Here is a 24,343-nt window from a genome sequence, read left to right on the forward strand (position 1 = left end):
GGTGGCCGCCGCCGATCGCGGTCACCCGCCCGCCTAACCAGGCAGTTCCGTGAGCGCCTGGTCGATGCGCTCCTGCGGCAGCATGTAGTCCTCCAGCTCGTCCGCCAGATACCGGTCAAAGGCGGCCAGATCGAAGTGCCCGTGACCGCACAGCGCGGTCAGGATCACCTTCCCCTCGCCGCTCTCCTTGCACCGCAGCGCCTCCGCGATGGTCTCCGCCAGCGCGTGCGTGGGCTCGGGCGCGGGCAGGATGCCCTCGGTCCTCGCGAACCGTACGCCCGCCGCGAAACACTCCCGCTGCGACCGGGTCACCGCCGTGAACAGGCCCAGCTCGTACATGTGCGACAGCAGCGGCGACATGCCGTGATAGCGCAGGCCGCCCGCGTGGATCGGGTCGGGCACGAACGAGTGGCCCAGCGTGTGCATCTTCAGCAGCGGCGTGAACCCGGCCGCGTCGCCGTAGTCGTAGGCGTACACGCCGCGCGTGAACGACGGGCAGGCCGCCGGCTCGACCGCCCTGAACTCCGTCTCCAGCCGCCCCGCCAGCTTCTCCCGCAGGAACGGGAAGGCCAGGCCGGCGAAGTTCGAGCCGCCGCCGGTGCACCCGATCACCAGGTCGGGCATCTCGGGAAGCTGCGCGAGCGCCTCCTCGCCGATGACCGTCTGGTGCATCAGCACGTGGTTGAGCACGGAGCCGAGCGCATACCTGGCATCGTGGTTCGCGGCGGCCACCTCCACCGCCTCGCTGATCGCGATGCCCAGGCTGCCCGGCGAGCCGGGGTCGTCGGCCAGCACCTTGCCGCCCGCCTTGGTGACGGGGGAGGGGCTTGCGTGCACGGTCGCGCCGTACACCTGCATGAGAGAGCGCCGGTACGGCTTCTGGTCGTAGGAGGCGCGCACCATCCAGATCCGGCACTCCACGTCGAACTGCGAGCAGGCGAACGCCAGCGCCGAGCCCCACTGTCCCGCGCCCGTCTCCGTGGTGAGCAGCCGCACGCCCTCGCGCGCGTTGTAGTACGCCTGCGGCACCGCCGTGTTCGGCTTGTGCGAGCCCGCGGGCGAGACGCCCTCGTACTTGTAGTAGATCCTGGCCGGCGTGCCCAGCGCCTTCTCCAGCCGCCGGGCCCGCATCAGCGGCGTCGGCCGCCACAGCCGGTAGACGTCGAGGACCTCCTGCGGGATCGGCACGAACCGCTCGCCGCTCACCTCCTGCGCGATCAGCTCCGCAGGGAACAGCGGCGCGAGATCGTCGGGGCCCACGGGCTGCCGCGTGCCGGGATGCAGCGGCGGCGGAGGCGGCTCCGGCAGGTCCGGAACGATGTTGTACCAGTTGTTGGGGATCATCGCCTCAGTGTGCGCCGCCGCGTGCCCGCGTTCCAGTACCGCCCGGCATCAGCACCGCGAGCCGCGCCGGATGGTCCGACCGCACCACCACGTCCGCGCTGTGCTGAGGGGCGGCCTCGCGCTCGTACCGCTCGTACGCGGGCAGCCGCCACCGCTCCTCCTCCTGCGTGCCGCGTTCGAGCGCGCCCGGCGACAGCCACAGGTGCACGCTCACCTCGAACGCCAGCCCCCGCCCCAGCAGCAGCGTCCCGTCGACCAGCACCACCCCGCCGGGCGGCAGCTCCTCGTACGGCAGCCGGTACGCCCGGTCGATCGCGCTGTTCCACAGCGCCGGCAGCACCCGCCCCGAACCGCCCGGCTCCAGCGGGTCCAGCACCTCCCGGCGCAGGGCCTTCACATCCAGCCAGTCGTCGTAGAAGGCGTCGGGGTCGGTCCTGCCGAACTCCAGCCGCAACGACGCGGGCCGCAGGAAGTCGCCCGCCGACACCCGTAGCACCGGCCGCCCGCGCAGCCGCACCGGCGCGACCAGCTCGTCGGCCAGCGCCGCTGGCCGTGCCGCGGGCGCGCCGTCCACCGCCACCCGGACGTACGAGCCGGGCGGGCGGTCACAGATCAGCTCGGCCAGCTCCTCGACGAGAGCCTCACGGGAGATCGGTCGCGCACGCACCCCACCCAGCCTACGAGCGTGACGCATCGGGACGGAAAGGACGGCATCCGGTGTTCGCCCGGCGCGGAAGACGCGGAAGGCCAGGCTCCCCGGCGTGGGGGTTGACCTGGCCTTTCCGTCTCTTGGAGCGGACGACGGGAATCGAACCCGCGTAGCTAGTTTGGAAGACTAGGGCTCTACCATTGAGCTACGTCCGCGCGAACCGGTCGAACTCTGGTCTAGACTTCATCCGGTCGTCAGAGCGTAAGCGTACCGGAGTCCCGGGGCGCTTGCGCAACCGGCGAGACGGGGCGTGGCGCAGCTTGGCAGCGCGCTTGCTTTGGGAGCAAGAAGTCGCAGGTTCAAATCCTGTCGCCCCGACCAGCGCAAAAGGCCCTTCCCGAGCCGGGAGGGGTCTTTCGCCTAATTGGTGAGTGATTGAGCCTCGACGGCGCGAACATGTGGTCCATCGCCACAGCGCCGGGCCTGGGGTACCGGCCAAGCCTGCTTCCGGCGGACGGCTTCGTCACTGCGGTGCCGCTGTGGCCGACTCGCCGCCGAGATCTCCCCAGGTGGCACGCTGTTGTCCGAGATCATTTACACGAAGCTTCGGGGCAATCCCCGCAGCGCCACGGGGTGGTTCGAAAGGCCTTGTACGCTGGCGGGCCTTCGCCCCACAGGCGTCGCTCAGAGTTGGCGATGTTCCGCTCCGTTCGATCACTAGGTGTACTTGGCCATGGCCCGCTCAGCCGCGCGGCTTGGGCAGGGCCTGGTGATCTGCGCGGTGTGGGTATTGGGAGAGCAGGTCACCGCGACTTCCGGCGCCGACGAGCTAGGGACTGTCTCGCCCAGGCCGGGTTGACACAGTGGTCGAAGCACCGCCTACCTGGGTCACAAGCGATAACGGAGTAAGACCCACAGATGCGCCAGGTGGTACGCCATGAAGGCCGGAGTAGCCGAATAGGGCCGATGAGTTCAAAGGATGCCTTGAGGTTGCGCTCCGATCTGGGGTGACCGTCGCGCAGTACAGTTGCTGCTCATTGCAGCGCTTGGTGGGAGGACGGGCTGGCTAGAGTCATGGTGCTTAGGGTGGACGCGTTCTCGGAGGCGATAGCGTTCTCCACCCGCTCCACGAGCGTCTTGAACGCCGAATCGTCATTGAGACCCTCATAGACCCCTGTACGGGTCTTGTAATGGAACAGCTCGTGGCCGAGTGCTTGCTCGGTGGATCGATAGTTCTTCCACTGCTCCCTGTAGTGGTACACGCTCTCCAGTGAGACCAGCGTCACGACCATCAGGCTGATCAGCGTGGTGGCGATGTCGATGAAGGGAAGGTCGATGTTCACGAGCACAGGGACGACTGCTCCTCCGACCACAGCCAAGGTACTGAGCCGGAGGTGAAGGGCTTTGGCCTTGATCGCCTTGCGGTCGTACCAACCCCTGTACTGTTCTAGGCGCTGTTCGATGTACTCGGTCGGTCCGAGCGTCGTGCCCATCTGAGGCGGTTCCGCTGACGAGGAGGACGGGTCTCCTGGCATGCTCTAACCTCCCGCACGCTTCGGATCGGAGTGGCACGCACCCTTATGTGCAGCCCCAAGCTGAGGACTGGCGCGGGTGATCTTATTGGTCGGCGATGTCGCTTTGCCAGCTGAGTGACTGACTGTGTAACGGTCCAGGCGTACAGGTGTGGACATGCGTGACCGGGTCGGGCCATGCTCGCAGGGCGAAATGCGAACTGGGCCGACGAGCACTACGACCACATCGACAGGCTGCGCCTGGCCGGTCTCGGCGTTCCCGTGCACGTCCCCGAGGGAGCGCGCCTCCCGGGTCTCGACGTCGTCGGGCACGCCACGGGCGAGGACTTCGACGCGGCGGGTTTCCACGTCAGGACGGTGGGCGGGCGGCACGCGATCGTCTACGGCGACAGCCCCGACTGCCCCAACCTCGGCTACGTCGTCGACGACCGCCTCTACCACCCCGGCGACTCCCTCGACTCGCCCGAGCCGTCGCGCCCGAGCGGGCGTTCGGCATCCACGACGGCCAGATCAACGAGCGCGGCCGGGAAGCCGTCAACCATCGGCTCGCCACCGAGACCGGCGGTGTCTGCTCGTGGCTGCCCCCTGGTGGCGTCGCCCCGTGAGCATGCCCGCCCTGAGCATGCCCGTCCTGAACATGCCCGTCCTGAACATGCCGGGCCTGCATGCCGGGCCTGAGCAGAAGGGTGCATTTACCTGCACTTCATCGGGTAGCCAGCGCGATTCCCCCCGCGCGTCCGCGTCCTTAGCGTCGGACGTACCGAATCAAGGGGAGGCAGATCATGGCGATAGCACCGCAAAGCCGCACCACCGGCAGGGTCGCGCACGTCGCTCTGTGGGTTCTGCAGGTCGTGCTGGCCGGGTTCTTCGTGATGAGCGCACTGGGGAAGTTCACCGGGGCCGAGCCTGCGAAGTCCACGTTCGAGGCGATCGGGTGGGGTGACTGGTTCCGCCATCTGACCGGCGTCCTGGAGGCGGCGGGGGCGGTGGGGCTCGTGGTGCCGCCGCTGGCCGGGCTGGCCGGGCTGGCGTTGGTGGCGCTGACCGCGTGCGCGGCGCTGACGGAGTGGCTGGTGCTCGGGGGACCCGGCGTGCTGCCGCTCTCCGTGCTCGTGCTCTGCGCGGTGATCGCATGGGGCCGCAGGGACTCGACGAAGCGCCTGTGGTCGCTGGTCTCGAGGCGCTGAGGGGCATCATGGCGGCCATGGACCTCTTCGACGGCGATCCCATGGCCGAGCCGCTGACCTACCCGGGCCGGATCCCCGAGGGCTCCGGGGTGCTGGACGGAGACGCGTACGTGCCGCTGCGGCCCCACGGCCGGCCGGAGACGTGGCGGGCAGGGGAGGGGACGCTCAGCGGGCTGCTGGCGGCGCGGGGGTGCGCGCCGCTGCACGCCCGCCACCGCGTGATCGCCGTCGGGTCCAACGCCGCGCCCAGCCAGGTGCGCAGGAAGTTCCTGAATCACGGGGTACGCCCGGTCGTCCCCATGACGGTCGCCGACGTGCCGGGCATCGCTCCGGGCGTCTCCGCACATGTCACCAAATGGGGGTATGTGCCCGCCGCGCCGGTGCCGGCCCGGGGGAGATCGCCAGGCTGTTCGTGCTCTGGCTCGACGAGCAGCAGCTCGCCGCGCTCGACCGCACCGAGCCCAATTACGTACGCCGCCCGCTCGCGCACTCCGTCACCCTGGAGGGCGGCACCCGCCTGCCGCCTCCGTTCGTCTACGAGGGCAGGCACGGCTGCCTGAGGGACTCGGACGGCGACGGCCGCCCGCGCCGCCTGACCGCCCAGCGCACGCTGATCGGGTCGCTGCTCGACGGCTCCGCCGCCCTGCGCCGCCTGTGCGGCGACACGCCCGAGAAGTTCGTGGCGAACGTCAGGCACGACGCCGTACGCGCGGCCGCCTACAAAATCCTCCAAAGCCACTTTCGCGCCGAACAAGATGACATATCGGAATAAGGTCGGTCGGCGTGATCGACACCCGAACCGTTCCGCCCCTGACCGGCGACGAGCGGACCATGCTGACCAACTGGCTCGAATGGCACCGCGCCACCCTCGCCGTCAAGTGCGCCGGCCTCACCGACGAGCAGTTGCGCCTGCGCTCGGCGGAGCCCTCGGCGATGTCCCTGCTCGGCCTGGTCAGGCACATGGCCCACGTCGAACGCGTATGGTTTCGCGTCGTGCTCGACGGCGAGGCCCTGCCCAAGCTCTGGGACAAGGACCGCGACAACGACGCCGACTTCAAGGAGGTGGACACCGCCTCGGTGAAGGAGGCGTTCGACGTGTGGCAGGAGGAGATCGAGCGCGCCCGCGCCATCTCGGCCGCCAAGCCGCTCGACGCGGTGGGAGACCGTAACGGGCGCGAGTGCACCCACCGCTACATCCTGGTGCACATGATCGAGGAGTACGCCCGCCACAACGGTCACGCGGACCTGCTGCGCGAACGGATCGACGGCGTCACCGGCGAGTGAGCCCGCCTTCGAGACCCGCTCAGGCGTCGGCGCGGAACAGCGCCCAGACCGCCTTGCCGCCGCGCGCCAGCGGGTCCCAGCCCCAGCACTGGCTGTAGGTCTCGACGATGTAGAGCCCGCGCCCGTTCTCGGAGATGAAGTCGGGCTCCTTGGGCGTCGGCACCTCGTCGCTCGGGTCGGCCACGGCCAGCAGCACGTGCGGCGCGACCCGCATGAGCAGCAGCTCGATCCCGTGCCGGCCGCCTGCGTACATCGCGTACCTGACCGCGTTCGTGACCAGCTCAGAGACCACCAGGGCGGCGTCGTCGCTCAGCTCGTGCAGGCCCCAGCGGCGCAGCGTGTTGCGGGTGACGTCCCGCGCGGTCTTGACCGAGTCGGCCTGAAAGGGCAGCGGGCACGAGGTGGTGTAGGGCTTGCCACCCGTGAACAGGTGGTCGAAGCCCACCTCACGGGTGATCTGCAGGCAGTCGGCAGTGGCCAGAGGGTCCTCCACCATGCTGCCGATACCTCCCCGTAAAGCCTTGGTCAGTGCATGTATGGCCCAATATGCACTAAGCCATCATGGGTCACGAACGCGGCAGCTGCAAGACCCAAATGCACGTGCAGGTGCAATGTGCAACCGCAAGCGGCGTTTCGGGGTCATAGGTATCCGAATCGGACACCACGCTGAGACCTTGTCATACCTGGCGGTGTGGTGTCACTGTGTGTGCGGACCTTGATAGGAGGCAAAGTGACGCAGAACCAGCCGGGTTCCGGGCCGACGGCGCTGCGCATCCTCCTGGGCTCCCAGCTGCGCAAGCTCAGGGAAGCGAAGAACGTCACTCGCGAGGAGGCCGGCCACATCATCCGCGGGTCGGAATCCAAGATCAGCCGGATGGAACTCGGCCGAGTGGGGTTCAAAGAACGTGACGTGGCGGACCTGCTGACCCTGTACGGGGTGGTGGATGAGGAGGCTCGCGCCGCGGTGCTCGACCTGGTCGCCACCGCCAACGAACCGGGCTGGTGGCACCGGTTCAACGACGTCCTGCCCACGTGGTTCCAGGCGTACGTCGGCCTCGAGGAGGCCGCGACCAGGATCAGGACCTATGAAGTCCAGTTCGTGCCGGGACTGTTGCAGACCAAGGAGTACGCAAGGGCTGTGGTGACCGCCGGGGCGGCGGGCATCGGGGCGGAGGAGATCGCCAGGAGGGTGGACCTCCGTCTGGAGCGCCAGCGGATTTTCGACAAGCCCGACGGACCCGTCTTCTGGGCGGTGATCGACGAGGCCGCGCTGCGGCGGCCGATCGGCGGCGTCGAGGTGATGAGGGCGCAGATCGAGCACCTCATCGACCTCATGCGTCAGCCGAACATCACCATCCAGATCATGCCGTTCAGCTACGGCGGGCACAGCGCGGAAGGGGGCGCGTTCAGCATCCTGCGCTTCGCCGACACCGACCTGCCGGACGTCGTTTACGTCGAGCAGCTGGCGAGCGCGCTCTACCTGGACAAGCGTGAGGATGTGGACCGATACACCGAGGTGATGGAGCGGTTGTGCGCCGTCAGCACCACCCCGGATGAGACGATCGAGCTGCTGAGGACGATCGCGGACGAGTTCTGATCGCGTTTTCTCAAAGCGGTGGCGTCGTGGTTGGGTATGCATCTGCCCTAGACTGGCCATCGGCGTTGGATGCCGCCGTGGCGGAGCATGCCCAACACCGCTCATGTGGGCGCGGCGCGTGAGCCGTACCGAATGGACGCGCCCGCGATCACTCGTAGCTTGATCAAGGAGACCATTCCGTGAAGACCGCTGTCGAGGAGCTCAGCCCGACCCGGGTCAAGCTCACTGTCGAGGTGCCGTTCGACGAGCTGCGCCCGAGCATGGATGCGGCGTACAAGAAGGTCGCGCAGCAGGTGCGCGTCCCCGGGTTCCGGCCTGGCAAGGTTCCGGCCCGCATCATCGAGCAGCGCTTCGGCCGGGCGGTAGTGCTGGAGGAGACCCTCAACGACGCGGTGCCCAAGCTGTACGGCCAGGCCGTCGACGAGGTCGACGTGTTCCCGGTCAGCCAGCCGGACATCGAAGTCACCAAGATCGACGACGGTGAGCAGATCGAGTTCACCGCCGAGGTCGACATCCGGCCCAACTTCGAGGTCCCCGACTACCAGGGCATCGAGGTCACGGTCGACTCCGCCGAGGTCTCCGACGAAGACGTCGACGCCCAGCTCGACGCGCTGCGCCAGCGGTTCGCCACGCTCACCGGCGTCGACCGCCCCGCGGCCAACGGCGACTTCGTCGTGATGGACCTGCGCGCCGAGATCGACGGCGTCAACATCGAGGAGCAGCAGGCCAACGAGGTCTCCTACGAGGTCGGCGCCGGCTCCGTGCTGCAGGGCCTCGACGACGCGCTCCAGGGCATGTCCGCGGGCGAGGAGAAGAGCTTCAAGACCGAGCTGGTCGGCGGCAAGAACGCCGGCGAGGAAGCCGACGTCATCATCAACGTCAAGTCGGTCAAGGAGAAGGTCCTCCCCGAGCTCGACGACGAGTTCGCCCAGCTCGCCAGCGAGTTCGACACGCTCGACGAGCTCAAGGCCAGCATCCGCGAGCAGGCCCGCCGCAACAAGCTGATCGACCAGGTCGTGCAGGCTCGCGAGAAGGCGCTCGACGCGCTGCTCGAGAAGATCGACATTCCGATCCCCGAGAGCGCGCTCAAGGCCGAGATCGACGCCCGCAAGCACAACCTCGACCACCAGATCGCCGAGAGCGGCCTCAGCCGCGAGGCCTTCTTCCGCCTCTACCAGACGACGGAGGAGGAGCGCTTCGCCGAGTTCGAGAAGAACTCCGCGCGCGCCATCAAGGTCGGCTTCGTGCTCGACAAGATCGTCAAGGCCGAGGAGCTGGGCGTCTCCGAGCAGGAGCTGACCAACTTCGTCGTGCGCCGCGCCATGGAGATGGGCGTCCAGCCCAACGACCTGGCCAAGCACCTCGCCGACAACGACCAGCTCACGCTGGCCATGGTCGAGATCGTGCGCGACAAGGCCAAGTCCGTCCTGGGCGACGCCGCCAAGGTCGTCGACACCGACGGCAACGAGGTCGACCTCAAGGCCATCTACACCGAGATCAACGGTGAAGAGGTCGTTCAGGAGGAGAGCGAGTCCTCCGAGGAGGCCAAGCCCGAGGCCTGACGCCTCACCCGGCTTCGGAAAGCCCCTGGGGACGGTCCCGGGGGCTTTCCCATGCCCGGTCGGCCGTGACCGGCGCTGAGAGAGCCCAGCACGCATCGTGGGCGCGCGGGGCGTACGAGAGCCGTCTCGGGCACGTGACGCTCTCAGAAGCCGTCTCAGCGCTCCCAGCGCCCCGCCCGCGTCTCCGACCCTGCGTTCCGCAGGGGCTTACACCTCGTACGGTCACGAAAGCCGCACGCGAGGACAGCCGCCGCGCCGCCCGAACCTGCGCCGTCAGCGAACAGCGCCAGGGACCGGGCATGAGCTGTAGGCGGCGCGCGTTAAGGTCACAAGCAAAGCCAATCGATTACGACGCATCGGAAGGTGACGCTGTGACCAGCCCGCCGACCTTCTATCAGCCTGAGTCTCGAGGCCGTGAGAACGGCTCCGCCTTCCGGCTTGAGGACCAGCTCTACCAGCGCCTGCTCCGGGAGCGCATCATTGTGCTCGGGCAGGAGGTCAACGACGAGATCGCCAACCGCATCTGCGCCGAGCTGCTGCTGCTCGCGGCCGACGACCCCGAGCGCGACATCACGCTCTACATCAACTCGCCCGGCGGCTCCGTCAGTGCCGGCATGGCCATCTACGACATGATGGAATACGTACCTAACGACGTGTCCACCGTGGTCATGGGCATGGCGGCATCGATGGGGCAGTTCCTGCTCACGGCCGGGGCCAAGGGCAAGCGTTACGCTCTGCCGCACGCCCGGGTGATGATGCACCAGCCTTCCGGCGGCATCGGCGGTACCGCCGCCGACATCGCCATCCAGGCCGAGCAGATGCTTTATGTGAAGAAGACGCTGGCCGAGCGGATCGCCTACCACACCGGGCAGCCGCTGGAGCAGATCGAGGCCGACTCCGACCGCGATCGCTGGTTCACGGCCGAGGAGGCCAAGGACTACGGCTTCATCGACCACGTGGTGCGCAGTGCGCGTCAGGTGCCCTCCGCGGGCCCGGTTTCCTAGGGGGAGCTGACATGAACATCCAGAGCCGTTACGTTCTCCCCTCCTTCGTCGAGCGCACGTCGTACGGCGTGAAGGAGATGAACCCCTACAACAAGCTCTTCGAGGACCGCATCATCTTCCTCGGAGTGCAGATCGACGACGCGTCGGCCAACGACGTGATGGCCCAGCTGCTGACGCTGGAGTCGCTCGACCCCGACCGTGACATCAGCATCTACATCAACTCGCCCGGCGGCTCCTTCACCGCCATGACGGCGATCTACGACACGATGCAGTTCGTCCGGCCGGAGATTCAGACCGTCTGCCTCGGCCAGGCCGCCTCCGCCGCGGCCGTGCTGCTGGCCGGCGGCACCCCGGGCAAGCGGTTCGCGCTGCCCAACGCCCGGGTGCTGATCCACCAGCCGTCCACCGAGGGCGGTGGCCAGGGAAGCGACATCGAGATCCAGGCCCGCGAGATCCTGCGCATGCGCACGCTGCTCGAGGACATCATCGCGAACCACACGGGCAAGACCTCCGCCCAGATCCGCAAGGACATCGAACGCGACAAAATTCTCAACGCGGTCGAGGCAAAGGCGTATGGTCTGATCGATGACATCATCCCGTCCAGGAAGAAGCGAGCTCAGGCCGTCGCTTCCTAGACGAGACGTGACGCACCGGGGCGCTGCCCGATAGGGCACGTTCCGGTGCGACTCGCCGCTAGGGGGCTCACTGAGGGCCCAGAAGACGGTAACGTCGAAACCTGAGCGGTTCGGCCTAGTCCGGAGGATGTCCGGAGACACTGCTCTCGTGAGCAGGGCGGTCCCACGCAAAGGAGTATCTGGGGTGGCACGCATCGGCGACGGGGGAGACCTGCTGAAGTGCTCTTTCTGCGGAAAGAGCCAGAAGCAAGTCAAGAAGCTCATTGCCGGTCCAGGCGTCTACATCTGCGATGAGTGCATCGATCTCTGCAACGAGATCATCGAGGAGGAGCTGAGCGAGTCCTCCGAACTCAAGTGGGACAACCTGCCCAAGCCGAGGGAGATCTACGAGTTCCTCGACGCCTACGTCATCGGTCAGGACAAGGCGAAGAAGGCTCTCTCGGTAGCGGTGTACAACCACTACAAGCGGGTGCAGTCGGGCGACCGGGGCAGAGACGACGGTCTCGAGCTGGCCAAGAGCAACATCCTGCTGCTCGGGCCCACGGGCTCGGGCAAGACGCTGCTGGCGCAGACGCTGGCGAAGATGCTCAACGTGCCCTTCGCCATCGCCGACGCCACCGCGCTCACCGAGGCGGGATACGTCGGCGAGGACGTCGAGAACATCCTCCTCAAGCTCATCCAGGCCGCCGACTACGACGTCAAGAAGGCCGAGACCGGCATCATCTACATCGACGAGGTCGACAAGATCGCCCGTAAGAGCGAGAACCCGTCGATAACGCGCGACGTCTCCGGCGAGGGCGTGCAGCAGGCGCTGCTGAAGATCCTGGAGGGCACCACCGCCTCGGTTCCTCCGCAGGGCGGCCGCAAGCACCCGCACCAGGAGTTCATCCAGATCGACACCACCAACGTGCTGTTCATCTGCGGTGGTGCGTTCGCCGGCCTGGAAAAGATCATCGAGTCGCGCATAGGCAAGAAGGGCATCGGCTTCAACGCGATCATCCGGTCGAAGGAAGAAGTCGACACCGCCGACATCTTCGCCGACGTGATGCCGGAGGACCTGCTGAAGTTCGGCATGATCCCCGAGTTCGTCGGCCGGCTCCCGGTCATCACCTCGGTGCACAACCTCGACCGCGAGGCCCTCATCCAGATCCTCACCGAGCCCCGCAACGCGCTGGTCAAGCAGTACCGCAAGCTGCTCGAGCTCGACGGCGTGGAGCTGGAGTTCACCGACGGCGCCCTCGAGGCCATCGCCGACCAGGCGATCCTGCGCGGCACCGGCGCCCGCGGCCTGCGCGCCATCCTGGAGGAGGTGCTCCAGTCCGTCATGTACGAGGTGCCCTCCAGGCAAGACGTCGCCAGGGTCGTCATCACCCGAGAGTCGGTGCTCGAACACGCGATCCCGACCCTCGTACCGCGCGACCAGCTCGCCGCCAAGCAGCAGCGCACCCCGCGCGAGAAGTCGGCCTGAGCGCCGCCTCCGGCAGCGCAGCCGACACCGCCGGCGCCCCGTGGTCATAAACCATGGGGCGTTCCGCTTTTCCGTCTCCCTAGAATTGGATGCTGTGACAACGCCAGAGCTGCCCACCCAATACACACCGGCCGACGTCGAGACCCGCAGCTACGAGCGCTGGGTATCCGAAGGCTACTTCCGCGCCGACCCGGGCAGCTCGCGCAAGCCGTACACCATCGTCCTGCCGCCGCCCAACGTGACGGGCGTGCTGCACATCGGCCACGCACTCGACCACTCCATCCAGGACGCGCTGACGCGCCGTGCCCGCATGCGCGGCTACGAGACGCTCTGGCTGCCCGGCATGGACCACGCGGGCATCGCGACGCAGAACGTGGTCGAGCGTGAGCTGGCCAAGGAGGGCAAGTCCCGCCACGACCTGGGGCGCGAGGCGTTCGTCAAGCGCGTCTGGGAGTGGAAGGAGGAGTCCGGCGGCCGCATCCTCGGCCAGATGCGCAAGCTCGGCGACGGCGTGGACTGGTCGCGCGAGCGGTTCACCATGGACACCGGGCTGTCGCGGGCCGTACAGACGATCTTCAAGAAGCTCTTCGACGACGGGCTGATCTACCGCGCCGAGCGCATCATCAACTGGTGCCCGCGCTGCCTGACCGCACTCTCCGACATCGAGGTCGAGCACAGCGAGGACGAAGGCGAGCTCGTCTCCATCCGCTACTCCGACGAGATCGTGGTGGCCACCACCCGCGCCGAGACCATGCTCGGCGACACCGCCGTGGCCGTCCACCCGTCGGACGAGCGGTACGCGCACCTGATCGGCACCATGGTCGAGGTGCCGCTGACCGGCCGCATGATCCCGGTGGTCGCCGACGAGCACGTCGACCCCGAGTTCGGCACCGGCGCGGTCAAGGTGACGCCCGCCCACGACCCCAACGACTTCGAGATCGGCCGCCGCCACGACCTGCCGTCGATCGCCATCATGGACGAGCGCGGCGTGATCACCGCGCACGGGCCCTTCGAGGGGCTCGACCGGTTCGAGGCGCGTCCCGCGGTGGTGGCCGCGCTGCGCGCCGAAGGCAAGATCGTCGACGAGAAGCGGCCCTACCTCCATTCCGTCGGCCACTGCTCGCGCTGCAAGACGGTGGTCGAGCCGCGGCTGTCGCTGCAGTGGTTCGTCAACGTCGCGCCGCTGGCCAAGGCCGCCGGCGACGCCGTGCGCGACGGGCGCACCCGCATCCACCCGCCGGAGATGGCCAAGCGTTACTTCGACTGGGTCGACGACATGCACGACTGGTGCATCTCGCGCCAGCTCTGGTGGGGCCACCGCATCCCGGTCTGGTACGGCCCCAACGGTGAGGTCGTCTGCGTCGGCCCCGACGAGGAGCCGCCCGCCGGCTACGTCCAGGACCCCGACGTCCTCGACACCTGGTTCTCCTCGGGCCTGTGGCCGTTCTCCACGCTCGGCTGGCCCGACCGCACGCCCGACCTGGAGCGCTTCTACCCGACCTCGGTGCTGGTGACGGGCTACGACATCCTGTTCTTCTGGGTCGCCAGGATGATGATGTTCGGCCTGTACGCCATGGACGGCGAGCCGCCGTTCCGTGTCGTCGCGCTGCACGGCATGGTCCGCGACCAGTACGGCAAGAAGATGTCGAAGTCCTTCGGCAACGTGGTCGACCCGCTCGACTGGGTCGAGCGCTTCGGCGCCGACGCCACCCGCTTCACGCTGCTGCGCGGCGCCAACCCCGGCGCCGACGTCGCGGTGAGCGAGGAGTGGGCGGCAGGCTCGCGCAACTTCTGCAACAAGATCTGGAACGCCACCAGGTTCGCCCTGATGAACGGCGCCGCCGTGGGCTCGCTGGAGGGCGCCGAGCTGACGGCGGCCGACCGGTGGATCCTGTCGCGGCTGCAGTCCGTCATCACCCAGGCCGACGCGGCGTTCGAGGAGTTCGAGTTCGCCAAGGCGTCCGACCTGCTCTACCACTTCGCCTGGGACGAGGTGTGCGACTGGTACCTCGAGCTGGCCAAGATCCAGCTCGCCGAGGGCCTTGAGCACACCCGGCTGGTGCTCGGCCACGTGCTCGACGCGCTGCTGCGGTTGCTGCATCCGCTGGTGCCGTTCGTGACCGAGGAGCTGTGGCGGGCCGTCACCGGCGGCGAGTCGATCGTGATCGCCCCGTGGCCCACGGCCGACCCGCGCTACACCGACCCGGCCGCCGAGGCGGAGATCGAGGCGTTGCAGGAGCTGGTGACCGAGGTCCGCCGGTTCCGCTCCGATCAGGGGCTCAAGCCCGGCCAGAAGGTGGCCGCGCGGCTCGGCCTGTCCGGCACGCCGCTGACCGGCCAGGAGAGCGCCATACGCGCGCTGCTGCGCCTGACGGAGCCTGGGGAGTCGTTCAGCACCACCGCGCGCCTGACGGTGAGCGGTGTGACCGTTGAGCTCGACACCGCCGGCGCCATCGACGTCGCGGCCGAGCGCAAGCGCCTGGAGAAGGATCTCGCCGCCGCCCGCAAGGAGGCCGCGCAGGTGGCCGCCAAGCTGGGCAACGAGCAGTTCATGGCCAAGGCGCCGCAGGAAGTGGTGGCCAAGGTCAAGGCACGTGCCGAGCAGGCGTCCGCGGACATCGAGCGCCTTGAGGCACAGCTCGCCGCTCTGGGCGTTTAGACCGTACGGTCGCCGGGAAGGTCCATTTGTTACCGGAGATGGACCTTCCCGGTCCCAGAGGCTGGTAAAGTTTTGAACCGCAGGGCCGCCCGGCCCTGACATCCCAGTGAACGAACCCCGATCTTCGGGTTGCGTCCGCCGTGCGGTTGGACAAGAGCCGAATGTTGGAGTAAGTTTGAAGGGTTGCCTCGGAGAGAGGCGAGTCCGGAAGATCCCGGAACGGGCGGTTTGACAAGATTCGTCCGGATCGGGTAATCTGGAGGAAACGAAGTGTGCGCCTCGCGCACCAGGGTCTCCCAAGGATTCTGGTGCGGATGTACGCGTCCGTTTCTTGAGAACTCAACAGTGTGTTAAAAGCCAGTGCATGATGCATTACCCCGTCATGTTTCCATGACGTGGATTCCTTTTAGTTGGCATCAATGTTGTTGATGTCGGCTGGGATTGTTTTCCAGACATTGTTTGGAGAGTTTGATCCTGGCTCAGGACGAACGCTGGCGGCGTGCTTAACACATGCAAGTCGAGCGGAAAGGCCCCTTCGGGGGTACTCGAGCGGCGAACGGGTGAGTAACACGTGAGCAACCTGCCCCTGACTCTGGGATAAGCCTGGGAAACTGGGTCTAATACCGGATACGACCACCGATCGCATGGTCTGGTGGTGGAAAGTTTTTTCGGTTGGGGATGGGCTCGCGGCCTATCAGCTTGTTGGTGGGGTAGTGGCCTACCAAGGCGACGACGGGTAGCCGGCCTGAGAGGGCGACCGGCCACACTGGGACTGAGACACGGCCCAGACTCCTACGGGAGGCAGCAGTGGGGAATATTGCGCAATGGGCGGAAGCCTGACGCAGCGACGCCGCGTGGGGGATGACGGCCTTCGGGTTGTAAACCTCTTTCAGCAGGGACGAAGTTGACGTGTACCTGCAGAAGAAGCGCCGGCTGAACTACGTGCCAGCAGCCGCGGTAATACGTAGGGCGCAAGCGTTGTCCGGAATTATTGGGCGTAAAGAGCTCGTAGGTGGCTGGTCGCGTCTGCCGTGAAAGCCCGCAGCTTAACTGCGGGTCTGCGGTGGATACGGGCCGGCTAGAGGTAGGTAGGGGCAAGTGGAATTCCTGGTGTAGCGGTGAAATGCGCAGATATCAGGAGGAACACCGGTGGCGAAGGCGGCTTGCTGGGCCTTACCTGACGCTGAGGAGCGAAAGCGTGGGGAGCGAACAGGATTAGATACCCTGGTAGTCCACGCTGTAAACGTTGGGCGCTAGGTGTGGGGGTCTTCCACGATCTCCGTGCCGGAGCTAACGCATTAAGCGCCCCGCCTGGGGAGTACGGCCGCAAGGCTAAAACTCAAAGGAATTGACGGGGGCCCGCACAAGCGGCGGAGCATGTTGCTTAATTCGACGCAACGCGAAGAACCTTACCAAGGTTTGACATCACCCGGACCGCCTCAGAGATGGGGTTTCCCTTTTGGGCTGGGTGACAGGTGGTGCATGGCTGTCGTCAGCTCGTGTCGTGAGATGTTGGGTTAAGTCCCGCAACGAGCGCAACCCTTGCTCCATGTTGCCAGCAACCTCTTCGGAGGGTTGGGGACTCATGGGGGACTGCCGGGGTCAACTCGGAGGAAGGTGGGGATGACGTCAAGTCATCATGCCCCTTATGTCTTGGGCTGCAAACATGCTACAATGGCCGGTACAGAGGGCTGCGATACCGTGAGGTGGAGCGAATCCCTAAAAGCCGGTCTCAGTTCGGATTGGGGTCTGCAACTCGACCCCATGAAGTCGGAGTCGCTAGTAATCGCAGATCAGCAATGCTGCGGTGAATACGTTCCCGGGCCTTGTACACACCGCCCGTCACGTCACGAAAGTCGGCAACACCCGAAGCCCGTGGCCCAACCCTTGTGGGGGGAGCGGTCGAAGGTGGGGCTGGCGATTGGGACGAAGTCGTAACAAGGTAGCCGTACCGGAAGGTGCGGCTGGATCACCTCCTTTCTAAGGAGCATCTTCACTCTTCACCGGCGAGTGTCTGGTGGGGTGGTGACAGCTCACGAGTGGAGCACTGGTTATTCGGCGCAGCGCGGTCGCTGCCTGGTTAGTACCGTCTGGTCTTCTCCTTCGTGGGGATGGCTGGGAGTGGGAAGGGCAGGTTCAGGGGTCGTGGGGTATCGGGCACACTGTTGGGTCCTGAGGAAACGGGCGACCGGTTCCTTGGAGACAGGGCCATTGAAGAGTCCAGTGATTATCGGGCTTGGATGTGGATCGCTGTTTGTTGTTTGAGATTTGCATAGTGGACGCGAGCATCTTTGTGGCCAAGTTTTTTAGGGCACACGGTGGATGCCTTGGCATCAGGAGCCGATGAAGGACGTGGGAGGCTGCGATAAGCCTCGGGGAGTCGCCAACCAGACGTTGATCCGGGGATGTCCGAATGGGGAAACCTAGCACCAGTCATGTGGTGTTGCCTCCGCCTGAATGTATAGGGCGGTTGGTGGTAACGCGGGGAAGTGAAACATCTCAGTACCCGTAGGAAGAGAAAACAATAGTGATTCCGTGAGTAGTGGTGAGCGAAAGCGGATGAGGCTAAACCGGGCGTGTGTGATAGCCGGCAGGCGTTGCATGTTCGGGGTTGTGGGACCTTCCGGTGGCTTCTGCCGGAGCCACGAGCAGTGATAAATCCGTCTGATAGCTGAAGCCTCTGGGAAGGGGCGCCGTAGACCGTGAGAGCCGGGTAGGCGAAATTGGATGGACTGTTGGAGGGGATCCCAAGTAGCACGGGGCTCGAGGAATCCTGTGTGAATCTGCCAGGACCACCTGGTAAGCCTAAATACTCCCTGGTGACCGATAGTGCACGAGTACCGTGAGGGAAAGGTGAAAAGTGCCCCGGTGAGGGGTTGTGAAAGAGTACCTGAAACCGTGTGCCTACAAGCCGTAGGAGCTTAGCTGGGCTTGCTCAGCTGTGATGTGACTGCGTGCCTTTTGAAGAATGAGCCTGCGAGTTATGGTGTGTGGCGAGGTTAACCCGTGTGGGGGAGCCGTAGCGAAAGCGAGTCTGAAGAGGGCGTTTGAGTCGCATGCTGTAGACCCGAAGCGGGGTGATCTACGCATGGGCAGGTTGAAGCTCAGGTAAGACTGGGTGGAGGACCGAACCCACCAGGGTTGAAAACCTGGGGGATGATCTGTGTGTAGGGGTGAAAGGCCAATCAAACTCCGTGATAGCTGGTTCTCCCCGAAATGCATTTAGGTGCAGCGTTGCGTGTTTCTTGCCGGAGGTAGAGCACTGGATGGCCGATGGGCCCGACAAGGTTACTGACGTCAGCCAAACTCCGAATGCCGGTAAGTGAGAGCGTGGCAGTGAGACTGCGGGCGATAAGGTTCGTAGTCGAGAGGGAAACAGCCCAGATCACCGACTAAGGCCCCTAAGCGTGTGCTAAGTGGGAAAGGATGTGGAGTCGCAGAGACAACCAGGAGGTTGGCTTAGAAGCAGCCATCCTTGAAAGAGTGCGTAATAGCTCACTGGTCAAGTGATTCTGCGCCGACAATGTAGCGGGGCTCAAGCACACCGCCGAAGTCGTGGCACTGACAGGACACTGAGCCTGTTGGTGGGTAGGGGAGCGTCGTGCAGCCGGTGAAGCAGCAGAGTGATCTAGTTGTGGAGGCTGTGCGAGTGAGAATGCAGGCATGAGTAGCGAATCGAGGGTGAGAAACCCTCGCGCCGGATGACCAAGGGTTCCTGGGCCAGGTTAATCCGCCCAGGGTAAGTCGGGACCTAAGGCGAGGCCGACAGGCGTAGTCGATGGACAACGGGTTGATATTCCCGTACCCGCTTCAACGCGCCCATACTGAACCTCGTGATGCTAAGAGTCCTTAGCTCGGGTTGTCCTTCGGGATGACTGTCAGGGTGAACGCTTGAACCGATCGGGTAGTAGGTAAACGATGGGGTGACGCAGGAAGGTAGTCCAGCCCAGGCGATGGTTGTCCTGGGGTAAGCATGTAGGGCGGAACGTAGGCAAATCCGCGTTCCTTTTGCCTGAGATGTGATGCCGAGCCGATTGTGGTGAAGTGGATGATCCTATGCTGCCGAGAAAAGCCTCTAGTGAGTGTTGTGGCGGCCCGTACCCTAAACCGACTCAGGTGGTCAGGTAGAGAATACTAAGGCGATCGGGTGAACTGTGGTTAAGGAACTCGGCAAATTGCCCCCGTAACTTCGGGAGAAGGGGGACCTCTGCTGGTGATGGCACTTGCTGCTGGAGCTGGTGGGGGTCGCAGTGGCCAGGGGGAAGCGACTGTTTACTAAAAACACAGGTCCGTGCGAAGTCGTAAGACGATGTATACGGACTGACGCCTGCCCGGTGCCGGAACGTTAAGGGGACCGCTTAGCTGACGTAAGTTGGCGAAGGTGAGAACTTAAGCGCCGGTAAACGGCGGTGGTAACTATAACCATCCTAAGGTAGCGAAATTCCTTGTCGGGTAAGTTCCGACCTGCACGAATGGCGTAACGACTTCCCCGCTGTCTCAACCGCAGACCCGGCGAAATTGCACTACGAGTAAAGATGCTCGTTACGCGCAGCAGGACGGAAAGACCCCGGGACCTTCACTACAGCTTGACATTGGCGTTTGGAGCGTCTTGTGTAGGATAGGTGGGAGACTGGGAAGCTCGGACGCTAGTTCGGGTGGAGTCGTTGGTGAAATACCACTCTGGTCGTTTTGAACGTCTAACTCTGGTCCGTGATCCGGATCGGGGACAGTGTCTGGTGGGTAGTTTAACTGGGGCGGTTGCCTCCTAAAGGGTAACGGAGGCGCCCAAAGGTTCCCTCAGCCTGGTTGGCAATCAGGTGTTGAGTGTAAGTGCACAAGGGAGCTTGACTGTGAGACTGACGGGTCGAGCAGGAGCGAAAGCTGGGACTAGTGATCCGGCATCGGCGTGTGGAAGCGGTGTCGCTCAACGGCTAAAAGGTACCCCGGGGATAACAGGCTGATCTTCCCCAAGAGTCCATATCGACGGGATGGTTTGGCACCTCGATGTCGGCTCGTCGCATCCTGGGGCTGGAGTAGGTCCCAAGGGTTGGGCTGTTCGCCCATTAAAGCGGTACGCGAGCTGGGTTTAGAACGTCGCGAGACAGTTCGGTCCCTATCCGCTGCGCGCGTAGGAGACTTGAAAGGGGCTGTCCCTAGTACGAGAGGACCGGGACGGACGAACCTCTGGTGTGCCAGTTGTACCGCCAGGTGCACGGCTGGTTGGCTACGTTCGGAAGGGATAACCGCTGAAGGCATCTAAGCGGGAAGCTCGCCTTGAGATGAGGTCTCCCACCCACGTTGTGGGGTAAGGCTCCCGGGTGATGACCGGGTTGATAGGCCGGAGGTGGAAGCGCGGTAACGTGTGGAGCTGACCGGTACTAATAGGCCGAGGACTTGACCACAAAGCAGACTCTTTTGGGTCGTGTGCTCGCGTTCACTAGGCAATTCTGAGACAGCAAATGGTGTGCTGTTTCGTGGGGTTACGGCGGTTATGGCGGGAAGGAAACACCCGGTTACATTCCGAACCCGGAAGTTAAGCTTCTCAGCGCCGATGGTACTGCACTCGGGAGGGTGTGGGAGAGTAGGTCACCGCCGGACAATCTTTGATGAGAGGGGTCTTGGTATCTGGTTTTGGATACCAAGGCCCCTCTTTTTTGTGTGTGTTGGGGTGGGGTTCTGGCATCTGTTGTGGTGTCGGAGCCCCTCTTTTGTGTGTCCGGGCTTTTTTGTGTGTGCGGGCTTTTTGTGTGTCCGGGTTCTTTGGCTGGTGGTGGGTGGGTCGGGATTCGGCTGGTTCTGGTTTCTTAGGTCGACATATCGCTCGTCGGAGATGCGGTCTCTCGTCGGCTGCCAAAGCTTCAGGCGCGGGGTCGTGGTGCGCTTGACGGGCCTTTTCCTGCGGCTCTGGGGCGGCCTCTTGAATGGTCTACCGGAGCTGCTTCGCCGGTCTTATGCGGGGCTTTTTCGAGGGCGGAGGCATTCCTCTGCAGGAGCATTACCGTGGCGCTCAGAGGCGGTTCTTGCGCTCGGAAGCCCGGGGCGCTGAGGGGGCTTTGCGGCTTCTCTGAGGGCTCTGGCCGGGGTTGTCGGAGGCCCTCCGCGTTACGGGGGCGTACGGACCGGTGTGGGAGGTCAGTAGGGTTGAGGGGTGGATTATCGTGCGGTAGAACGCGCGATCATGGATCGTGGCGTCGAGTGGGATTTCGAGCCGACGCTCGATCGGATCGCGGCCCTTCTTGACCTGCTCGGCTCGCCGCAGCGGGCGTACCCCGTCATACACATCGCCGGCACCAACGGCAAGACGAGCACGGCGCGGCTGACCGAGGCGCTGCTGCGCGAGCGCAACCTGAGGGTGGGGCGGTTCACCAGCCCGCATCTGGTGTCGATGCGCGAGCGGATCACGGTGGACGGCGAGCCGCTGAGCGAGGAGCGCTTCGCGCAGGTTTACGAGGAGATCATCCCGTACGTCGAGCTGGCCGACACGCAAGGCCGGCGGATCCAGTTCTTCGAGCTGCTGACGGCGATGGCGTTCGCGGCGTTCGCGGACACGCCCGTCGACGTCGCGGTGATCGAGACCGGCATGGGCGGCTCGTGGGACGCGACGAACGTGGCGGACGGTGTGGTGTCCGTCATCACGCCCATCTCGCTCGACCACACCGACCGGCTCGGGCCCGACATCCCCAGCATCGCGGCGGAGAAGGCCGGCATCATCAAGCAGGGGCAGACGGCGGTGCTCGCGCAGCAGGAGCTGGCGGCGGCTGAGGTGCTGATGCGCCGCGTGGCCGAGGTCGGCGCGGTGGTGGCGCGCGAGGGCCTGGAGTTCGGGGTCATGAGCCGGGAGGTGGCGATCGGCGGGCAGCTGATCACCTTCCGCGGGCTCAAGGGCGTCTACGACGACGTCTACCTGCCCCTGTACGGCGCTCATCAGGCGAGCAACGCCGTGTGCGCGCTGGCCGCGGTAGAGGCGCTGACCGGCGGCGACGACCAGCTCGACGTCGATCTGGTGCGCCAGGCGTTCGCGACGGCGTCCTCGCCGGGGCGGATGGAGGTGGTGCGGCGTTCGCCCACGGTGGTGATCGACGCGGCGCACAACCCCGGAGGCATGCAGGCGACGCTCGACGGGCTGCATGAGGCGTTCGACTTCGCCAAGGTGATCGGCGTGGTCGGCGTGATGCGGGACAAGGACGTCGAGGCGCTGCTCGAACTGCTGGAGCCGGTGCTCGACGAGGTCGTGCTCACGCGTAACTCCTCGCCCAGGTCGATGCCCGTGGCGGAGCTGGCCGCGCTGGCCGAGCCGATCTTCGGCGACGACCGCATCCACGTCGTCGAACGCCTCGACGACGCCATCGACCAGGCCATCGGCATCGCGGACGCCGAGGGCGAGTTCAGCGGCACGGGCGTGTTCATCACCGGGTCCGTCGTCACGGCCGGCGACGCGCGGTTGCTCCTCAAAGCGGACGGAACACCATGAAGTTCGACGTCACTCCAGGCATGCGCAGGCTCGGCGGCACCGTGCTCGGCATGGAGGCCATCGTCGCCGCGCTCGTCACGCCTGTGGCGATCAACGGCGGAGTGGCGACCGGGCTCGCCGTGACCGTCGGCATCGGGCTCGCCGTGCTGTGCGTGGTCATCGCGGGCCTGCTCAAGTGGCCGTTCGGGTACATCGCCGGGACCGTCGTGCAGGTGCTCGCGATCTGCACGGGGTTCCTCGTACCGACGATGTTCTTCCTCGGCGCGATCTTCGCCGCGCTGTGGATAACGGCGATTATCGTCGCTCGCCGTGTCGAGGGCGCTACTTCCCGCTAAAGTCGGCCACTATGGCCGTCCCCCAAGTACGCGGCCGCCGCTTCAGGCGCGCCCTAGTCGATCGTGGTCGCTCGACATTCTGCTCGGGCTCCTTATCGTGATCTCGCTGCCTCTGGCGGTGGTCGCGGTGCCCAACACGCTGTCCGTCGTCGCCGGGCTGCTGCCCCCCGACCTCGCCGGGGCCGGGCTCATGCGGACGCACGGGCTCGCGCTGCCAGCGCTGATGCTGGCGGTGCCGCTCGCGGTCGCGCTGACGCGGCGGGTGCCCGCGGCGCCGCTGCTAGTCGGCGCGCTGGCGCTGGTCGCCGTTTCCGACGCGGCGGGCGGCTACGCGGCGTCGGAGCTGCTCGTCGGCGTGGTGCGGGTGCTGCGCGGCCTCGGCTCCGGCGGGGTGCTGGCGATCACGCTCGTCGCCGTCTGGGACCGGGCGCCGGTGCTGCGCGGGCTGTGGGCGGGTGTGTTCGCGATGAGCCTGCTCACGGCGCAGGCGCTCGCGCTGTGGCCGCTGGACGAGGTGACGAGCTGGCGGGTGACGCTGCAGCCGTACCCGATGGTCACGGGCATCGCGCTGGGGCTTGCGGCCGTGCATCTGGTCGTGTGGATGATGGCCGGGCGGCCGGTCGGCGAGGGCTTCGAACGCGGCGAGCTGAAGCGGCTGCTGCTGCTCCTGGGGCCGGTGGCGGTGGTCGCCGCGGCGGCCGTCAGCACGGCGAGCGCCGGCTGGCGGTCCGGGGCGGTGATGCTGATCGCGGCGCTCGCGGTGACCGGTCTGCTGGGGCTCGCCTCGGTCGGCGGCGCGCACCGGCGTGTGATGGCGTACGTGATGGTAACGGTCGGCGTGGTGCTGCTGCCGAGCGCGGCGCAGGTCACGATGGCCGAGATGGGCGGGCTCGGCGGTCCTGGGCTGCGGGGCCTGTGGGTGGCGTACACGGTGGCCGGAGTGCTCGCGATCCTGGCCGCGGTGGCGGTGCGGCTGCTCGCGCGCGGCGGCGGTCGCTGGCTCGTGCCGCTGGGGCTGCTGGCCATGGTGGTCGGGCTCTGCTCGGTGCGGCTCGTGGTGCCGTCGGCCGACGGGATGGTGCTGACGGTTCCGTTCAGCCTGCTCGCCGTGGGGGCGGCGGTCGCGGTCACGGCGGCGCTGCAGGAGGTCGGGGTCGGCGCGGCCGCGTACGGGCTGACGCTGTGCTGCACGGGCGTGCTGGCGGGGTTCCTGCTCGGCGCGGGCGTGCAGATGGCGATGCTGGAAGGCGTACGGTCGCCGCAGGAGCTGGTCGACGGCTTCATGGGGGCGCTGCACTGGTGGGCGCTGATCAGCGGTTTCCTGATGGTGGCGATCATCGTGCTGGCCGCGCTGACGGCACGGCGGCCCGGCAGGGATCCCGCGGTGCCCGAGACGCCCTGCGCGGGGCCGCTTGAGCCCACCGACGTGCTGCTCGTGTCCGCGCCCGCCGGCGACCGGCTCGCCGCTGAGGCGCCGGGCGTGGCCGAGCCCGTCGTGACGTGGGGGTCGCTGAGCCCGGGTGACAAGCCCGCACCCGCGGTGCCTCCTCCCGGGCAGTCGCCCGAGGACTCCGGCTCCAGGTGAGGTGCCGCCGTACGGGATCGCCCGAGGATGC

General features: G+C 66.1%; 17 protein-coding genes, 2 tRNA genes and 3 rRNA genes. 17 read left to right on the forward strand and 5 right to left on the reverse strand.

Translation table 11 applies throughout. The features are described 5' to 3' along the window. Nucleotides 1–33 precede the first annotated feature (33 nt). The 3 genes from WBK31_RS03400 to WBK31_RS03410 form a co-directional block, all read right to left on the reverse strand. Nucleotides 34–1,344, reverse strand: coding sequence for a TrpB-like pyridoxal phosphate-dependent enzyme (locus WBK31_RS03400; protein ID WP_406674315.1), 1,311 nt, complete (start codon nucleotides 1,342–1,344; stop codon nucleotides 34–36). Between the two features lie 4 nt (nucleotides 1,345–1,348). Beyond that, nucleotides 1,349–2,011 carry a uridine kinase gene (locus WBK31_RS03405; protein WP_364057677.1) on the reverse strand — a complete coding sequence of 221 codons (663 nt, stop codon included), beginning with the start codon at nucleotides 2,009–2,011 and terminating at the stop codon, nucleotides 1,349–1,351. A gap of 123 nt (nucleotides 2,012–2,134) precedes the next feature. Beyond that, a tRNA-Gly gene (locus WBK31_RS03410) sits at nucleotides 2,135–2,208 on the reverse strand. 89 nt (nucleotides 2,209–2,297) lie between these two features. Here WBK31_RS03410 and WBK31_RS03415 point away from each other — a divergent pair. Then, nucleotides 2,298–2,374, forward strand: a tRNA-Pro gene (locus tag WBK31_RS03415). A gap of 653 nt (nucleotides 2,375–3,027) precedes the next feature. On the opposite strand, the gene WBK31_RS03420 is transcribed toward WBK31_RS03415, so the two are convergent. Continuing rightward, the gene (locus WBK31_RS03420; protein ID WP_364057675.1) at nucleotides 3,028–3,486 is read right to left on the reverse strand and encodes a DUF4231 domain-containing protein; all 459 of its coding nucleotides are present in this window, start codon (nucleotides 3,484–3,486) and stop codon (nucleotides 3,028–3,030) included. Nucleotides 3,487–3,702: 216 nt separating this feature from the next. On the opposite strand from WBK31_RS03420, the gene WBK31_RS03425 reads away from it, so the two are divergent. From WBK31_RS03425 to WBK31_RS03440, 4 genes are all read left to right on the forward strand, one after another. Continuing rightward, entirely contained in the window at nucleotides 3,703–4,203 is a 501-nt protein-coding gene (locus WBK31_RS03425; RefSeq protein ID WP_406674316.1) for an MBL fold metallo-hydrolase, read from the forward strand. A gap of 104 nt (nucleotides 4,204–4,307) precedes the next feature. After that, nucleotides 4,308–4,712 carry a DoxX family protein gene (locus tag WBK31_RS03430; RefSeq protein WP_364057669.1) on the forward strand — a complete coding sequence of 135 codons (405 nt, stop codon included), beginning with the start codon at nucleotides 4,308–4,310 and terminating at the stop codon, nucleotides 4,710–4,712. A gap of 355 nt (nucleotides 4,713–5,067) precedes the next feature. Continuing rightward, complete coding sequence (locus WBK31_RS03435; RefSeq protein WP_406674317.1) at nucleotides 5,068–5,484, forward strand: hypothetical protein; 417 nt, start codon at nucleotides 5,068–5,070, stop codon at nucleotides 5,482–5,484. An 11-nt stretch (nucleotides 5,485–5,495) separates the two neighbouring features. Further along, complete coding sequence (locus tag WBK31_RS03440) at nucleotides 5,496–5,996, forward strand: DinB family protein (protein ID WP_378784704.1); 501 nt, start codon at nucleotides 5,496–5,498, stop codon at nucleotides 5,994–5,996. Nucleotides 5,997–6,015: 19 nt separating this feature from the next. Here the strand turns inward: WBK31_RS03440 and WBK31_RS03445 are convergent, their stop codons facing one another. Then, a complete protein-coding gene (locus tag WBK31_RS03445; RefSeq protein ID WP_364057663.1) occupies nucleotides 6,016–6,492 on the reverse strand; it encodes an ATP-binding protein in 477 nt (158 codons plus the stop codon). Between the two features lie 234 nt (nucleotides 6,493–6,726). Between WBK31_RS03445 and WBK31_RS03450 the strand changes: the two genes are divergently transcribed. The 12 genes from WBK31_RS03450 to WBK31_RS03505 all read left to right on the forward strand — a co-directional run bounded on the left by WBK31_RS03450 (nucleotide 6,727) and on the right by WBK31_RS03505 (nucleotide 24,312). After that, nucleotides 6,727–7,593, forward strand: coding sequence for a helix-turn-helix transcriptional regulator (locus WBK31_RS03450; protein WP_364057660.1), 867 nt, complete (start codon nucleotides 6,727–6,729; stop codon nucleotides 7,591–7,593). A 179-nt stretch (nucleotides 7,594–7,772) separates the two neighbouring features. Beyond that, nucleotides 7,773–9,155, forward strand: a complete 1,383-nt coding sequence (gene tig, locus WBK31_RS03455; RefSeq protein ID WP_364057657.1) for a trigger factor — start codon at nucleotides 7,773–7,775, stop codon at nucleotides 9,153–9,155. 371 nt (nucleotides 9,156–9,526) lie between these two features. Beyond that, a complete protein-coding gene (locus tag WBK31_RS03460; RefSeq protein WP_364057654.1) occupies nucleotides 9,527–10,159 on the forward strand; it encodes an ATP-dependent Clp protease proteolytic subunit in 633 nt (210 codons plus the stop codon). 11 nt (nucleotides 10,160–10,170) lie between these two features. Next, entirely contained in the window at nucleotides 10,171–10,794 is a 624-nt protein-coding gene (locus tag WBK31_RS03465; RefSeq protein WP_364057652.1) for an ATP-dependent Clp protease proteolytic subunit, read from the forward strand. A 184-nt stretch (nucleotides 10,795–10,978) separates the two neighbouring features. Then, complete coding sequence (gene clpX / locus WBK31_RS03470) at nucleotides 10,979–12,262, forward strand: ATP-dependent Clp protease ATP-binding subunit ClpX (protein WP_138691280.1); 1,284 nt, start codon at nucleotides 10,979–10,981, stop codon at nucleotides 12,260–12,262. Nucleotides 12,263–12,347: 85 nt separating this feature from the next. Continuing rightward, a complete protein-coding gene (locus WBK31_RS03475) occupies nucleotides 12,348–14,921 on the forward strand; it encodes a valine--tRNA ligase (protein WP_406674318.1) in 2,574 nt (857 codons plus the stop codon). 456 nt (nucleotides 14,922–15,377) lie between these two features. Then, nucleotides 15,378–16,901 (forward strand): 16S ribosomal RNA (locus tag WBK31_RS03480). A 315-nt stretch (nucleotides 16,902–17,216) separates the two neighbouring features. Beyond that, a 23S ribosomal RNA gene (locus WBK31_RS03485) occupies nucleotides 17,217–20,323 on the forward strand. 79 nt (nucleotides 20,324–20,402) lie between these two features. Then, nucleotides 20,403–20,519 (forward strand): 5S ribosomal RNA (rrf, locus tag WBK31_RS03490). Together the 16S, 23S and 5S rRNA genes form the textbook arrangement of a ribosomal RNA operon. Before the next feature lie 580 nt (nucleotides 20,520–21,099). Continuing rightward, nucleotides 21,100–22,392, forward strand: a complete 1,293-nt coding sequence (locus tag WBK31_RS03495) for a folylpolyglutamate synthase/dihydrofolate synthase family protein (RefSeq protein WP_364067191.1) — start codon at nucleotides 21,100–21,102, stop codon at nucleotides 22,390–22,392. Beyond that, nucleotides 22,389–22,727, forward strand: a complete 339-nt coding sequence (locus WBK31_RS03500; protein WP_364067189.1) for a DUF4233 domain-containing protein — start codon at nucleotides 22,389–22,391, stop codon at nucleotides 22,725–22,727. The genes WBK31_RS03495 and WBK31_RS03500 overlap by 4 nt, the downstream gene beginning before the upstream one ends. Before the next feature lie 97 nt (nucleotides 22,728–22,824). Next, nucleotides 22,825–24,312 carry a hypothetical protein gene (locus WBK31_RS03505; protein ID WP_364067187.1) on the forward strand — a complete coding sequence of 496 codons (1,488 nt, stop codon included), beginning with the start codon at nucleotides 22,825–22,827 and terminating at the stop codon, nucleotides 24,310–24,312. The last annotated feature ends 31 nt before the right edge of the window (nucleotides 24,313–24,343 follow it).

Source organism: Nonomuraea sp. N2-4H, assembly GCF_045291505.1.
Lineage (GTDB): Bacteria > Actinomycetota > Actinomycetes > Streptosporangiales > Streptosporangiaceae > Nonomuraea > Nonomuraea fastidiosa.